At 39.6% G+C, this 14,766-nt stretch carries 12 protein-coding genes and 1 pseudogene; 4 read left to right on the top strand and 9 right to left on the bottom strand.

Annotation, left to right across the window (positions count from 1 at the left end):
* The first annotated feature begins 134 nt into the window (after positions 1-134).
* Complete coding sequence (locus tag ACWIB3_RS16800; protein ID WP_454292188.1) at positions 135-500, top strand: nuclear transport factor 2 family protein; 366 nt, start codon at positions 135-137, stop codon at positions 498-500.
* Positions 501-507: 7 nt separating this feature from the next.
* Here ACWIB3_RS16800 and ACWIB3_RS16795 read toward each other — a convergent pair whose 3' ends face one another.
* Entirely contained in the window at positions 508-1,719 is a 1,212-nt protein-coding gene (locus tag ACWIB3_RS16795; protein ID WP_454292187.1) for a carboxypeptidase-like regulatory domain-containing protein, read from the bottom strand.
* A gap of 115 nt (positions 1,720-1,834) precedes the next feature.
* On the opposite strand from ACWIB3_RS16795, the gene ACWIB3_RS16790 reads away from it, so the two are divergent.
* Positions 1,835-3,040, top strand: coding sequence for an exo-beta-N-acetylmuramidase NamZ family protein (locus ACWIB3_RS16790; RefSeq protein WP_454292186.1), 1,206 nt, complete (start codon positions 1,835-1,837; stop codon positions 3,038-3,040).
* Between the two features lie 9 nt (positions 3,041-3,049).
* Here ACWIB3_RS16790 and ACWIB3_RS16785 read toward each other — a convergent pair whose 3' ends face one another.
* Positions 3,050-3,982: a GT-D fold domain-containing glycosyltransferase gene (locus tag ACWIB3_RS16785; protein WP_185212684.1), complete on the bottom strand. Its 933-nt coding sequence runs from the start codon at positions 3,980-3,982 to the stop codon at positions 3,050-3,052.
* A gap of 236 nt (positions 3,983-4,218) precedes the next feature.
* Here ACWIB3_RS16785 and ACWIB3_RS16780 point away from each other — a divergent pair, with 236 nt between their 5' ends.
* Complete coding sequence (locus ACWIB3_RS16780; protein ID WP_454292185.1) at positions 4,219-5,016, top strand: 3-keto-disaccharide hydrolase; 798 nt, start codon at positions 4,219-4,221, stop codon at positions 5,014-5,016.
* Positions 5,017-5,123: 107 nt separating this feature from the next.
* Here ACWIB3_RS16780 and ACWIB3_RS16775 read toward each other — a convergent pair whose 3' ends face one another.
* Entirely contained in the window at positions 5,124-5,369 is a 246-nt protein-coding gene (locus ACWIB3_RS16775; RefSeq protein ID WP_454292184.1) for a TonB-dependent receptor plug domain-containing protein, read from the bottom strand.
* 679 nt (positions 5,370-6,048) lie between these two features.
* Positions 6,049-7,266: an enolase C-terminal domain-like protein gene (locus ACWIB3_RS16770; RefSeq protein WP_454292183.1), complete on the bottom strand. Its 1,218-nt coding sequence runs from the start codon at positions 7,264-7,266 to the stop codon at positions 6,049-6,051.
* Between the two features lie 223 nt (positions 7,267-7,489).
* Here ACWIB3_RS16770 and ACWIB3_RS16765 point away from each other — a divergent pair, with 223 nt between their 5' ends.
* The gene (locus ACWIB3_RS16765; protein ID WP_454292182.1) at positions 7,490-8,206 is read left to right on the top strand and encodes a DNA alkylation repair protein; all 717 of its coding nucleotides are present in this window, start codon (positions 7,490-7,492) and stop codon (positions 8,204-8,206) included.
* Here the strand turns inward: ACWIB3_RS16765 and ACWIB3_RS16760 are convergent.
* From ACWIB3_RS16760 to ACWIB3_RS16740, 5 genes and pseudogenes are all read right to left on the bottom strand, one after another.
* Positions 8,203-10,485, bottom strand: a pseudogene (locus ACWIB3_RS16760) (GH92 family glycosyl hydrolase). The gene ACWIB3_RS16765 and the pseudogene ACWIB3_RS16760 sit on opposite strands and share 4 nt — an antisense overlap.
* Before the next feature lie 98 nt (positions 10,486-10,583).
* Complete coding sequence (locus ACWIB3_RS16755) at positions 10,584-11,405, bottom strand: class I SAM-dependent methyltransferase (RefSeq protein ID WP_237235596.1); 822 nt, start codon at positions 11,403-11,405, stop codon at positions 10,584-10,586.
* Between the two features lie 254 nt (positions 11,406-11,659).
* Positions 11,660-12,727, bottom strand: coding sequence for a metallophosphoesterase (locus ACWIB3_RS16750; RefSeq protein WP_454292181.1), 1,068 nt, complete (start codon positions 12,725-12,727; stop codon positions 11,660-11,662).
* 2 nt (positions 12,728-12,729) lie between these two features.
* Positions 12,730-13,596: an SdiA-regulated domain-containing protein gene (locus ACWIB3_RS16745; RefSeq protein ID WP_185212678.1), complete on the bottom strand. Its 867-nt coding sequence runs from the start codon at positions 13,594-13,596 to the stop codon at positions 12,730-12,732.
* A 338-nt stretch (positions 13,597-13,934) separates the two neighbouring features.
* A complete protein-coding gene (locus tag ACWIB3_RS16740; protein WP_185212677.1) occupies positions 13,935-14,384 on the bottom strand; it encodes a PepSY-like domain-containing protein in 450 nt (149 codons plus the stop codon).
* Positions 14,385-14,766: the final 382 nt, after the last annotated feature.

Genomic DNA, 14,766 nt, shown 5'->3' with positions numbered 1-14,766 from the left:
TCAAGGTTTATTCCCCTTTTTTAATGTCTTTGGATTTAGGCTGACATAGTTCCTAGTTGTAGCTAATATGAATAATGAAACGTTTGAATTGTCGTTACTATAGGAATAAATGACCTGATCATAAATCGAATGCCATGATGAAAAAGCAAGATATCCTGACCCTTGAAAACCAACTTTATGATGCCATGAAATCGGCCAACCTCGAAATGTTGGATAAGCTGTTGCATAAGGATTTGCTGTTTATTATACCGAGCGGAGAGATTATTGGCAAAGAGAAGGATTTAGAAACCTATCGTTCTGGAGTTCTTAAAATCATTGATCTCAGCCCAGATGTTGAAAACCTAAATATCATTGATGACGTTGCCATAATCACCTTAAGAATGAGGTTAATGGGAAGTTATTCCGGAGAACCTTTTGAAGCCCAGTTTCGATATATCCGTTTTTGGAAAGAATTCGAAGATGGAATAAAGGTTATCGGTGGAAGCGGAATTGCCCTATAATTTAAGCTTAATCACTTGGTACATAATCCAAGGGCAACATATAGGCTAGTTTAGAATAGCCAACGGCATAGCCGCTCAATATCCAGTTAGCTGTTGGAAAATAGGAGCCTTGTGGCTCAATGATAATTCCATCGGTCTCGACGATGGACAGTTCGGAAACTTCGCTGGCGGCTTTCTGTAAGATCTTGTTCTTGGATTTTGAGAAATCTGCAGGATAGATGATATAGAGATAATCAGCATAATTAAGCTTCATAAGCCCCTTCTCTTTATCCTCAGCTGCAATAATTTCATTGGGCTGCATGATCCCCATCAAATAGCTGATTTTCTCAGGTTGAGTCATCTGCTTTCGTATGGTTTTTACCTTGTCTTCCGTGTAGTCCTTTTGAGAGACATAGAATAGGTTCCAGTTTCCTCGATATTTCTTCTGAACGCTGTCTAATATGGCATTATATTTTTGTCTGGCCTCTAGGCGAACTGCATTGTCTTCCTTTACCAATTTCCTGACGATATAACCGTCCTGTTCCCATTGTTTGTTATAGGTACTCCGCACAAACCTGTTCAGGGACAATAGGTAGGACACATTTCGGTTCTTTTTATATTTAGACCGTCCCTTGCCTACATCCTTAAAAAAAGCATAACCCTCGAAAAGAAACATCCTGCTTGCAAAGTCCATTCTAAATCCCCCTAGGTCGTAGGTCAGCTCATAACCCAAGGCATCATTACGAATCTTAAGGGGCTCGGTACAGATTGCCGTCAAGACATTAGCCTTTTTGTCAAATCGGAATTTTACGACCTCATGGTTGAGGATTTTGCATTCCTCGGCAAAGTCTCCTTGTCCTATTAAATTCTCAATAAAAAAGTCGCCCCATTCCTTCCAGCCATCTTTTAGGTAATTGGTAACCACAACTTCTTCTATAGCTGTAGACTTTTCCTTGATCGCGATGACCAGCTCGTGCTGCAAGGGAAGCTGGATTTCCAAGACCCTTTTTTCAAAGCCCATATTGCTCACCACCAGTTCAACATTCCTGTTCGGCGAATGGAGGGTAAACAGTCCTTCCTTATTCGAGCTGGTTCCCAATGAAGAATTATTGATATAGATTGAAGCACCGGCAATAGGGCTGCGGTCATCTGCATTGATGATTTTCCCTTGGATGCTATGTTGGGCCAATAGGGGATGGGCAAAGAAAATAGACGCAAGAAATAGGTAGAATCGGATCATGTTACGACATTTTCGTAAATATACTGAAAAGCAAGAAGAGATTTCAGTAGCATTAAGGCTTTAATTTGCAGCTAGTTGGTCTTTAATCTTTTTATAAAATGCTATATTTAGTTCTATGAAAAAGGTAGTTTCCCTAGTATGGACATTGCTATTAGCCGTGAATTGTCTAATTGCGCAGGTTCATTATTCCAATGATATTATTCAGACCGGCGCTGAACGCACAGAAAAGTACATGCCACAGCTACAGGGTAAAAGAGTTGCCCTGGTTGCCAATCAAACTTCCATAATAGGGGATAAACATCTATTGGATAGCCTCGTGAATGCTGGGATAGAGATTGTCAAGGTCTTTGGTCCAGAACATGGTTTCCGGGGGAATGCCAGCAATGGAACGTCTGTGGGCGATGAGGTGGATCCGAATACAGGGGTCAAGATCATTTCGCTTTATGGGAAAAAGAAAAAGCCTTCAATGGAGGATCTTGCAGATGTAGATGTGCTGCTCTATGATATACAGGATGTGGGCTGCCGTTTCTATACCAACATAAATGTCTTACGGGATGTGATGCAGGCAGCGGCAGAACATGGAAAGGAAATGCTTATCCTGGACCGACCTAACCCTAATGCCTACTTTATTGATGGGCCTATTTTGGATATGAAGAACAAATCTGGAATCGGGCAGTTTCCAATTCCCATAGTTCATGGACTTACGGTTGCCGAATTTGCACTTATGGCAAATGGAGAGGGCTGGCTGGGTAATGGCCTGAAATGTAAGTTAAGAGTCGTTGAAAATGCCAACTATAAACACAGCCTAATGTATAAGTTGCCGGTTAACCCATCACCGAACCTCAACACTCCTGAGAGCATTCTTTTATATCCGACAACCTGCCTTTTTGAAGGGGTTTCATTAAACCATGGACGTGGTACTGATTTTCCATTCACCGTTGTAGGCGCACCAATGTTCAAGGGAATCTATGAATTCAGTTATACACCGGTTTCTATGCCTGGGCGTGCAGAGAACCCATTATATCAGGACCAAGTTTGCTATGGTCTGGACTTGCGTGGGACAGATTTCGAGGAGTTGGTCAAATCCAAGAAGATTAATCTGAAATGGATGATTGAGCTTTATGCTAAAAGCCCAGATAAAGCTGCCTTTTTTGAAAGGTTTCATCCACAGATCGGTAATATCGACTATCTCGTTGGGGTGTCAGTTTTTAAGGATCAGATCCGTGCCGGTATGACGGAAGACCAGATCCGTAAAACTTGGGAGCCCGGTATTGAGAAATATAAGAAGATGCGCAAAAAGTACTTGTTGTATAAGGAATAGAGATCTTCTTTAGATCCTAAAAACAACATCGCTTTCCTCGTAATCCTCTTGAGTAGCCTGGAAAGGATCGTTTTGGATACTCTCCACAGTCCCGATTTTAATGCCTGCTATCGAACTTTTATCTGTAGCATTCGTGAGAAAGAAGTGGTATTCCAGTTCTAGATAGCCTAAGTCAAGTGCTCTGAACCCTTCCTTTGCCAGGTCGTATCCTAATACCGCCGAGGTTGGTCCTAGGGCGAGAATGATTAATTTATTGGTGCCGTATTTTTTTGCTGCCGATAAGATTTCATTATAATACTTAAAGCTGTTGCTATTCGGGCATTCAATCCTTTCTATGCTTTTAGCATTGTCATAAAAGCCTTGTCCCTTGCCTAGATTGCTGCCTTTGCCCTCGATTATTAATAAATCCTGATCTTCCCAAAGTCTTTTCCAATGCGCTATCTTTTTTTCAATGGCCTCTTGATCCTTGTTTCTGTCATCAAGATAGAACCTGCTGATCTGCGCATTGAGGTAAGTGTAATCCTTCCTCAGAAACGATGATATTTTGTAGAATAACTCGTGTAAATAATGTTGCCAAAATCCTATTGAAGAATCCGTCAACTTGTTGTTATCTAGGTCTACTAAGGTTCGAGGAACTGCAATTTTTAAATTGTATTGATCGGTGCTTCTATCCTTCAGAATTTCCAGCAACCTCTTTTTGAGATCAGGGTCTGCTTCCTGATGCTTTAATGAGACGTTCCTTGGACACAGGAACTCTCCATTTAGCATCAAGGTAAATTCTCCGTCCCCAAATCTGGATAATGAACATTTGGAATCAATCAAAAAGTCAAGGCTTTCATCAAAGGTCAGTACCTGCAGTTTGTTGTTCTGAAGTTCTTTGCTGGACCTGGAAACATTGAGTTTCCAATCTATCTTGTTCAATAGCTTATGAAGGATGTTCATTTAATAATTAGTTTGGTTACTGTGATGCTGTAAATGTACTATAAAACATTCAGGATTAGGGATGAGTACGCCCAAACTATTGTATTTGTAAATGGATATCTAATCTTTTGTTTATATGTCGAACATGGCGATTCTAATACTTTACATGAAAATATAGGACTGGGAAAGTTTATTAAATTATTATATCCACAAGGGATTATCCTGTATATTGCAGGCAAATCATTCCTAAAACCAAAATGAAAAAAGTTGTTTATCCTATTCTGTTTGCATGTTTATTGTTTTCTGGCTGTAAGAGCAATTTATCCCAAAAGGGAAATGCTGATTGGAAACCCTTGTTTAATGGGAAGGATATCGATGATTGGTTTGTCAAGATCCATCATCATGAGGTAGGTGAGAATTTTGGAAATACCTTTCGTGTGGAAGATGGTATCATCAAGATCAGGTATGATCAATACGGCGATTTCAACGATCAGTTTGGCCACCTGTATTATAAGACGCCGTTTTCCTATTATCACCTGAAATTTGAATATAAGTTTGCTGGTGAACTTCAACGTGGGGCACCGGAATATACCTTATTAAACTCTGGCATAATGTTCCATTCTCAAGATCCTCGTGGGAGGCTAAAGGAACAGGATTGGCCTATTTCTGTCGAAATGCAATTGCTTGCCGGACTTGGCGACGGCAAACCTAGACCGACGGGTAATATGTGTTCTCCAGGGACCAATGTGGTTTACCAAGGTAAGATTGCCGAATCACACTGTTTGAATTCGACGTCTAAGACCTATGATAAACACCAGTGGGTCAAAGGAGAATTGATCGTTTATGGAGACTCCCTGATCCAGCATATTATTGAAGGAGATACTGTGCTGCAATATTCTAAACCGCAGATCGGGGGTGGTACTGCAAATGGTTATGATCCGAAAATTAAGATTGACGGCAAACTATTGAGTAGTGGTTTTATTGCTTTGCAGAGTGAAGGACAGCCGGTAGATTTCAGGAATATTTATATCAAAGATCTTTCGAAGTCCTTTTAATAGCATAGAGCGGAATGCCCACGAGGCATAATACTACGGTTGCAATGGCAGCTACCATAAGTCAGCTTTACTGGAGATAAAGTCTAAGGAAAAGAGCAATAGTGCGATTAAAAACAGGGAAAATGCGTACACTTTAAGGCCAAATAGATTCTGTTTTTTATTATTTTGTTCAGTGAGATGACCCCTGCGGCTGCTCTTGACCCATATTTGGCCGCAGAGGCTGCATCTCTTAATACGCTTATACTTTCAGCATCGTTTTGATTTACATCATCGATGCTATTATTGGCGACAGAACTTACAATAATTAAAGGGACATTGATTGAGCGACTGGTCTTATTGTTTGTTCCAACCACCTGCTCCTTTACGGAACCAATGGGCCCTTGGGTAACAGTATGTAGGATGGCCTCCCTTATTTTTGTTTTTTTGTCCTTGCAAATCGTTAATGGAAAACAGCAACGAGAAAATGGTTAATAATAATTGTTAGGATTCTGTTCACTTGATTCTTTTTTATTCGGTAGGAGATTTGGGTTGATTCTTTAATTAAATGGGTCTGATGATTATCTCCTTTATAACCTATTTCTTTTGCCTTTAAAATTATGAATGTTTCCTAATATTATGGGTCAGCTATGCATTGGTTACATTCAAATATAGAAGCACTATTTTATTCTTGCAAATTTATTTTTTAATTAATAGTAATTTTTACCGCTAAATATATCAACAAAGTAAAAAACGTAATGAAAACATTTAAATTAAGCCTGTTAGGATAAATTAAATTTTCTTATTGCGTTAAATGAATGACTTGTGGTTTATTTAGTGTTTTAAGGCGTTATTTTGAACTAGGCGGATTTAGGATTGTTTATCTGTCTTGCTTTGGTATGCTGATATTAAATACTATTTTTAATCTAAACCGTAATGTAACCTATGGGAGAAACAAATTCAAGTACTCTAGCCTTAAGTAACATATGTAGACATCGATATCGATGTCTACTCCAAAGATCTTAGAATTTCCGAACACCTAACACTTTCTAAATGCTATATGGTCTTCAATAACTGCATTCCAAAACCCGGTAGGTCAGGCGGAATTAATTTTCCATCTTTTACCGCGTAGGCTGTGAGGTCCATATCGTCTGAACTGCTTGTTACCCCTTCAATAGTGACGGTATTTCCCAGGCCACCAGCCAAATGCGCCGTATAATTCGTTTTCAGTAATGAGCCCCAAGCATGCGGAGAGGCGAGGGTGCCGGTCTTGACCAGTTCAGGCATCATCCTTCTCCAATTAGTAAAGCCCAGACCTTCGATGTCAGTTAATTGCACGTCCAAGAGCTTCTGTTCAAAGAGTTTCTTGAGGAAGGCTTGGTCTGGATCCGCTTCACCATCGGCCAATAAGGTATCCAACTTTTCCTGTTGGACAAATTCCCGAAGCTTTTTATAGTCATCTACCGTTTCATGGAAAGGCTCTTCAATCCAGAAAAGCTTAATCCCAGCAATCCCTTTTAAATATTGGATAAATTCATCACTTGTAAATCCATTGTTTCCATCCACCAAGATCTCACAGTCTGGAAATGCAGTAGCAACGGCCTTTGTAACTTCAATATCCCTTTGCATACCATCAGCTTTCGGCATCCATTTATGACCACGACCTATTTTTAATTTAAACTGTCTGTAACCCACTCCGTAATCAAATCGGCACTCCTCCAGAATTTTATCAATTCCGGCGGGCTGATCCTTAGGTTCTAGATCGTCAAAATAGATCATGCCGCTATAATACTTGGTAATAAAGGGGTCCTTTTTGCCTAATAGAGCATATACTGGCTTTTGAAGGACGACACCGGCCAAATCATGCAAGGCCATGTCAAAAGCGATATGTTTTTCAGAAAGTGTCCCAGCTTTTGGGGTAAAGAGATCCGATATTTTTTTACCAACTAACCCAGGGACCAACTGTTCGGCTTCTTTTTTTGAACCTCGGAGGGACGCCCAACCCATTGCACCTTGATCCGTCCTCAAGCAACAGATGTCCAGCTCAGGTCCATGACCATGGAGGTCTAATCTGGCATTTTTTCCAACCAGTCTGGGATAGTTTAGTTTTACTTTTGAAAATACTATACTATCTATTTTATGTTCGGCAAGTTCCCTTTCGTCTGCTGCCAATTCGAATAGATCCGCCAAAGGACTACCATATCCATTGGAATTTAAGAGTAGGGAAGAGGCAAAGCCAATACCTAAGGAGTTGATAAAGGTTCTTCTTTTCATAGGTTTTTGTGGTAAGTTGATAATACAAAATTACAACAAAAAACATTTCCTTATGTTTGGTTATTAGTGATTTAGGTTAGGTCTTTTGATCTGCAATTCCTCCAGTAGCTCATCCAGGTTTCCTAGACTGGCAGACATGCCTGCCAAACTAAATCGACCTCAGCATCTGGTTTCGCAAGTATTTTGAATAATTTCTTTTATCTATTTTTCTAAATTTGACTCCATGAATGATCTTTTGCTTGATATCCGGCAAACCCTAATGGACAATGTCGATAAAACCACTTCTGACTCCATGGCTCGTTTCTTTAAAGGAGGAGAAGGTGCAACGCGCTACGGCGTGCCCATTGAAATTGTTCGAAAGATAGGCAAGGAGGTTTATCAGGATATCAAAAAGAAGCCAAAACAGGAGATCTTTACCTTATGTGATGAGCTTTGGAAATCCAAGATCTTTGAAGAAGCCTATATTGCATGTATCATCACTAAATCCATTCGTAAACATTATGAGGGGGAAGACATGAAGATCTATGAAAACTGGGTCAATCTATATGTCAACAATTGGTCGGATTGTGATACGCTTTGCTGTACGACCATTGGCTATAATCTGATTCAATTTCCAGAAAATGTAAAAATGCTGAAGACCTGGGCAAAGTCCAAAAATCGCTGGACCAAGCGTGCCGCAGCGGTTAGTTTAGTGGTTCCTGGCAAGAGAGGCTATTACTTGGCTGATGTTTTTCAGATTGCTGATATCCTCATGATGGATCCTGATGATATGGTGCAGAAAGGCTATGGCTGGATGTTGAAAGAAACCAGCAAAGCCTATGAAAAAGAGGTTTTCGACTATGTAATGAGGCACAAGGCAAGGATGCCAAGGACTGCCCTGCGCTATGCCATTGAGAAAATGCCGGATGACCTTAAGGCTGCGGCCATGAAAAAAGACTAATTCTTTACCGGTTGCTGCAATGAAAATGGTCTTGCTTCTTTACTGGTTCCTCGGCTTTTATTTGGAGTACCGCTCATCTCAAAGACCATTTCACCGCCTTTATTGATGTCATCAAAAGTAATATAGTTCTTGTCCAAGGGTTTGCCGTTCAGTTCGGCCGATTGAATATAGACATTCTCTGCATTGTTGTTCTTTGCCTGGATAACAAAAGTTTTTCCATTCTCTAAACTGATAGTTGCCTTTTCAAATACGGGGCTCCCGATCACATATTGGTCCGTTCCTGGGCATACACTATAGATTCCTAAGGCACTAAGGACATACCATGATGACATCTGTCCTTGATCTTCATCGCCTGGATAGCCTTTTTCCGTGGCATTGTATAATTGCTTGCAAACCATTCGCACCTGTTTTTGTGCTTTCCAGGGCTCTCCGCTAAAGTTGTAAAGGTAAGGGACATGCTGGGTAGGTTGGTTGCCATGTGCATATTGCCCCATCTTGGCCAATAGCATTTCTCGCATTTCATGGATCTCCTGCTTATAGCTGCCGTATTTTATGCTTTGATCCATCGTGAAAAAGGAATCCAACTTGGCATTAAATCTCTCTTCGCCACCTATCATGCCGATTAAATCCTCAATATTGTGCAAGACCGACCAGGTATATTGCCAAGCATTTGCCTCTGTAAATGGACCTCCCCATTCAACAGGATCAAAATCTGGCCTCCATTCTCCATTCGCTAATCTCCCTCTCACAAAATTGACCTGAGGATCAAATACATTTCGGTAATTGTACATCTGTCTTCCAAACACATTTTCGAAAAAGGTGTTACCGGTCAACTTCGCCAATTGATAGGCACAAAAATCATCGTATGCATATTCCAATGTTTTTGCAGTGCTCTCATGGATGTCACCGTAAGGAATATATCCTAGGGTATAATACTCTTTCCAGCCTTCTCTTCCATTTGATCCTCCATAAAATCCTTTGTTGGTGGTTTCATGGTAATAGGCTCTCAGAGCTGAATCAGGATCAAAGGTCCGGATTCCTTTCACCCAGGCATCGGTCAGTAAAGAGATGGCATGGTTTCCGATCATGACACCGGACATGCCCGGATTGGACCAAGTCGGGTAAAAACCTGCTTGCTGCTGTGCATCCAATAAAGATTGCATATACCTTCCTTGCATTTGCTGATGTAGAATGTTGCTCAATGGAAATTGAGCCCTAAAGGTATCCCAAAATCCATTGTCCGTATACATGTATCCAGTGTGGATTTTGCCGTCATAAGGACTGTAATAATAGGGATTGCCCTTGGCATCTATTTCATAGAACTTCCTGGAGAATAGGTTTGCCCGAAACAGGCAGGAATAGAATGTGGCCTTGTCCTCCTCGGAACCACCTTCCACCAAAACCCGATTCAAAAGCTCATTCCAAATCTCAAATCCCTTTTTCTTGGTTACCTCTAAATTTTTATGGTCAGCTAATTCCTGTGTTAAATTGAGTTCTGCCTGGTTCGGACTGATATAAGAAGACGCCATCTTGACTTCTACCTTGGAACCCGGCTTAAACTCCAAAAACGCTCCTACGCCTTTACCTAGATCCTGCTTATTATTGGCTTTAATCGTCCCTTTCTCGTTTTCCCAAGTGCCGTAAGATTTAAAATCTTGATTGAACTCAAGGACAAAATAGCTCTTAAAGTTTTCCGGTACTATCCTTCCATTGTTTACATAGCCAATTATTTTCCTTTCTTCTGGTATGATCTTGATTTCACAGTCTTTGGTATAACCATCAAACACCAAGTTTGCTTTTCCATTTTTTGGAAAACTGAAGCGCATGTGTGCCCCCCGTTCCACCGGACTGATTTCTGTCTATATGCCGTTGTCAAATTTTACAGAATAGTAATGTGGTTTGGCAACCTCATTTGCATGTGAAAATTTTAACGCACGCTGATCTTCATTGACGGTCAATTCCCCAATTCCCGGCATCAATGAAAACACCGCATAGTCATTCATCCAGGGTGAACATTGATGCACCTGCTGGAAGCCCCTGATTTTATCTGCTTGGTACTGATACTTCCAGCCATCGCCATTTTTTCCGGTCTGCGCAGAAAAGAAATGTACCGCAAAGGGTAGTCCTATGGTCGGGTAAGTGTTTCCATAAGAAAGGGCATATTCTGAATGTGTCCCTTGTAAGGTATTGACGTATTTTACTAAATCTGGTTTTTGAGCCAAGAGAGAGGCTGCATGGAATAGAAAAGTCAGGAGCGATACAAAAGATTTAAGCTGCATGGGATTTTATAATTGGTGATTTTTGATGATTAAAAATAATCATTTTTGGAATGGGAATGTTGATGGAAATGAAATAATGTTTGGGCACTAGTTTTCCATCACAAATAAGGGTTATGAGGAATATCTGTTAATTTATATCCATCTTTCTTTAATGCTCTTCTCAACTCGGGAGAAGGAGTGGTTTTAAAAACTGCGATACAAAGGGTTTGGCTAGGAGCCAAGCCAAACTTGGTCAACATATCCCGGAAAAACTTTTTTATTTGGATTGCCATAAATTTATGATTTGTATTCTTAGCTTGTATTTTTTCGCAGCCAAGAAACCAAAAATTAGGATTTAACTGTTTTACAGCAATACATGGGAGGTTGAGTGCTGCTGCATATTTTTCAAATTCTCGCTCAGAAACTTTATAGACATAATTGCCAACAGGTTCGTATGAAAATCGGTTTTTCCATATTTTATTGATCATGCCTGGGCTTAATTTTTCCAATATATTCGTGATGAATAATAATGGAGACATTCTAGAAATAGGATCTTGGGGTTCAATTACAATAAAACCATGGTTGGCTACCCTGATCATTTCGTACAAGGCAGCATATGGTCTTGGGAAATGATGATAACTTTCCTTGCAAAGGATATAATCCACGCTATTATCTTCCATTAATATACTTTCTGCATTCTCTGATTTATATTCTGTAATCAACCCAAGCTTTTTAGATATTTCCAATAAGTCAGTCGAAAGGTCTGTCGCAATCACTTGCTTCACTCCACTTTTCAGCAAGAAAGCGGCGTCATGTCCATATGCGTCGCCTAAAGTCATCCAAATTTTTTCCTTATCAATAAGAAGGGGTGTTAGGCTGTCAAAAAATATAGACTGTAACCAATGATTAATACTACCACTGTATTTGATAAACCTGTTCAATACTTCGTGTTTCTTTTCCGGAGATGGAAAGGTGTTTTTGTACCAGTCCGCATGATTGTTATAGCTGTCCTGATGAAATGGGGATACTGGCATATTGCAACTAGATTTGTATTCTAAAGTAAATAAAATTTAGTAAAAAGAAATACCTTTGTTCTGAGTATCTTCTGAAGAATTAAAATTTAATTTAAGAGTTGTTCTTTGGCTGTGTGTCTAAAGGCTTAGATGAGAGTTTTTAATGGTTAACATTCCTTAATCTAAAACTCAACCAATACCTCATACGACTTCGTCAAGGAGTCCTTAGGACTATCGATATAAAAAGTCAGCTTGACTTTATCGTTATCCAGCAAATCAATCACCGAAAAACCTTGTTTATTATAGCCATATTTCAAGGGTTCCCTTTGATGGATATCCGATTGTTTCGACCCAGAACCACTGACCACCTGTCGAATTTTGTCCTGTTCGATATATTGTAGACCATGGTCATGACCTGCGACAAACAGCACTTTTGGATGTTCTGCAGTGGCATCTGTCACCGTTTTGATCAAATCTTGATAGATAGGGTGTTTGAGGTCTTCTGCAAATTTGACTACATGCGTCCGTAATAAGGGGTACAGAGAGCCAATACCGGGTAAAGGGATATAGAGAGAGGACTTCACATCAGTTAACGGGAAGATATGGTCTTTCCAATTATATATTAAGCTATGGTCACCAAAGGATACCATGGGGTGATGCGAAATCATGAGGACCGTTTTATCCCTGTTCTCCTCCAATATCTTCTTGATATCGGCAATGAACTGATCTTTTTCCGCTGTTACATCACGGTTATGATGAGGAAAGAGCCAAAATTCACTGTCATATAAAACGGCTATGGTTTTTGGATTTAGCGTAAGTACAGTTGGACCGATTTTTCCAGCTTCCGGTAAGTATTTTAGACCAGGGTCGCCATAATTATTCAGAAAATCAGCTTGGGCCTTAATTTTTTCCAGACCTTCTTTTCCAGATCTATCCCAATCATGGTTTCCAGCTAAGAAATAAACAGGAACCTGAAGTTCCCTAAAGCCTTCAAATTGTGATTTTAGGATTTCCTGTGTTTCTTCTTTTTTCTTGCCGCTGAGGGCCATCCCTGTAGGGTAGATATTGTCCCCTATAAAAAAGGCCTTGGTCTTGGTTGGGATTTGAAGTCCATTGGCATTCTTGATCAGAAAACTCTGTTTGTTGTTGATTTCTCCGGCATCCCCAAAAATGATCAATCTTTGCTCAACTTGCTGGGCGATAGCAACTTGGATAAAGAACAGAAAGGCAATAAAAAGTATTTTTCTCATGATTATTTCATGTTGATCTGATAAATAAATGCATTGTCTGCTTTTCCTTTTTCGCTGCTGATAAACATTTGATCTTGATTGTTGAAGCTGATGCCTTCAGGTTGTTCAAACTGTTTCTTTTTAAAGTGATGAACTTCCTTGGCTTGGAAGCTCTCATCGAAGATCAGTATAAGTCGGTCAACCGAGGAGAGGAGAAACCACTCATCCGAAGAGTTTCGCTTGCTTAAACCTGAAGGTTTCAGGGAGTCTTTTATTTTAGGGGCAATGTTCGCAATGCTGTTCAGGTCGATGTTAAACTGTTTATTAAGGCTTAGGTCACCTTGGTCCAGAACGTTTAGAACATATCCTGTTAGCCTTGTATTTCCTTTATCGGCTTTGCAGGATTTGCAGAAAACAATAAGATTGTTGTTCTTCTGGTCATAAGCCATAGACTCATATTCCCCTTTTTCTAACTGACCTCTGAAAGTACTGACCTTTCCTTGGTCAACATCCATGCTCACTGGGAAACTATGGATATCGCCATTGCTTTCCAGCACATAGAAATAATTTCCATCCGTCGTGATTTCCTCGTAATCGCCTGCGGGGCCGAATTCAAATTGAGAACTGATGTTGCCGTTTTTGAGGTCGTAGGTGAAGACAATTCCTTCTTCATCTTGCAGCACATAAGCAATGTCTTGGCTGTTTGGAAGAAATGTCAAGCCTGATATTTCATTTAATTCTGTGGGTAGGGTATAGGTCTTTTTTGCATAGAGCTCTGCTGAACTGGATTCTGATTGTTCTTCTTTATTATCTGTGTTCTGTCCTGTTTGGTTCTGGCAGGAAATAAAGGTAGAAAGCAATAGCAAAAATGGTAATATTTTATATATCATTGTTATTTCAAGTGAATTTTGATCATTTCAGCAAATTAAGCTACGGAAAATTTCAAAAAGCTGGATAATCTATTGGTAATATTTATTCGAATTTGGAAAACACTTCTGGACGTAGATTAGATATTATATTGACCTCATTCGAGACATATTCCGAATTTTCCGAACGTGTCTCGAATATGGGTAAACTAATATTCAAGAGATCTTCTGAAAATTATGGTTGTAGACAGCCGGAATATGGCTCTCAATAGAGAAGATTTTAACCATATAGGAACAAAAAAGGACTGCCTCATGAGGCAGTCCAACTATTTTGAGAGATGTATTGATTTTGTTCTGATCTCTTATTTATCAATCTTAATGAAGTTTCCATCCAGATCGAAATCAAGGTCCGTACCATCTGTCAATTCGATTTCATAGCCATCATCTTCAATTTCGATGCTGTTTACACCTAAGTTGGGGTAATTTAGGGTCACATAAGCAAGGATCTTTGCAGGAACAAATTCATTTGGGATGGTTCCATCGTCTTTTACGGCTTCAATTTCTACCCAATTGCCATCTTTGTCGAATTCTACTTTGATTCCATTGTCAAGGATAACTTCGAATTCTTTCTTGGTTTGGTTATCATTCACCTTGGATAGTTTTACGATGCTAGCACCTTTGAACCTGGCTGACAAAAAAGTGTTTGCTTTGCTCGGTAATACTACTTCATTTACATTGTCATCTTTGCTACAAGAAACTGCAAATACTGCAATGGCCAATAGGAACGATAATCCCAATAATAACTTTTTCATAGATCTTTTTTTTGTTATCAATAATTGTTTTTAATGATTGATCCCGCATGTGTTATTGTCATACAGAATCAACCTAGGCTATCGATATCAATGCCAGTGCTCAAGACCTTACCACTTATCGATATTTAATCATTAAACTATTTTTTAGAAAGTTGTTAAAACATTGAATTATAGCGGTTATGCGTTTAACAAATAATTTAATCCACTATTATTGTAGTGTTAAATTAATGTTACGCCACTCCTAAAAGGCTGTCCTTATTAATATTCAAATTGTATCATTTTGAATACAATCGGACGGTTGGCAGGTCAAAAATGCTGTTTTTGAGCGATAGAGGCCTTTTTGGAGATTTAGCCTACTGCTTTTTCCTTTTAGCAAAGAGAG

It is taken from the genome of Sphingobacterium sp. NPDC055431 (assembly GCF_053644255.1).
The sequence above is the reverse complement of the archived record's forward strand: the minus strand, read 5'-3'. Positions and strand labels throughout refer to the sequence as shown.

What these genes read in the sequence shown, in the direction of transcription:
- ACWIB3_RS16800 (WP_454292188.1), top strand. Translation starts at nt 135, where the DNA reads ATGATGAAAAAGCAAGATATCCTGACCCTTGAAAACCAACTTTATGAT.
- ACWIB3_RS16795 (WP_454292187.1), bottom strand. Translation starts at nt 1,719, where the DNA reads ATGATCCGATTCTACCTATTTCTTGCGTCTATTTTCTTTGCCCATCCC.
- ACWIB3_RS16790 (WP_454292186.1), top strand. Translation starts at nt 1,835, where the DNA reads ATGAAAAAGGTAGTTTCCCTAGTATGGACATTGCTATTAGCCGTGAAT.
- ACWIB3_RS16785 (WP_185212684.1), bottom strand. Translation starts at nt 3,982, where the DNA reads ATGAACATCCTTCATAAGCTATTGAACAAGATAGATTGGAAACTCAAT.
- ACWIB3_RS16780 (WP_454292185.1), top strand. Translation starts at nt 4,219, where the DNA reads ATGAAAAAAGTTGTTTATCCTATTCTGTTTGCATGTTTATTGTTTTCT.
- ACWIB3_RS16770 (WP_454292183.1), bottom strand. Translation starts at nt 7,266, where the DNA reads ATGAAAAGAAGAACCTTTATCAACTCCTTAGGTATTGGCTTTGCCTCT.
- ACWIB3_RS16765 (WP_454292182.1), top strand. Translation starts at nt 7,490, where the DNA reads ATGAATGATCTTTTGCTTGATATCCGGCAAACCCTAATGGACAATGTC.
- ACWIB3_RS16750 (WP_454292181.1), bottom strand. Translation starts at nt 12,727, where the DNA reads ATGAGAAAAATACTTTTTATTGCCTTTCTGTTCTTTATCCAAGTTGCT.
- ACWIB3_RS16745 (WP_185212678.1), bottom strand. Translation starts at nt 13,596, where the DNA reads ATGATATATAAAATATTACCATTTTTGCTATTGCTTTCTACCTTTATT.
- ACWIB3_RS16740 (WP_185212677.1), bottom strand. Translation starts at nt 14,384, where the DNA reads ATGAAAAAGTTATTATTGGGATTATCGTTCCTATTGGCCATTGCAGTA.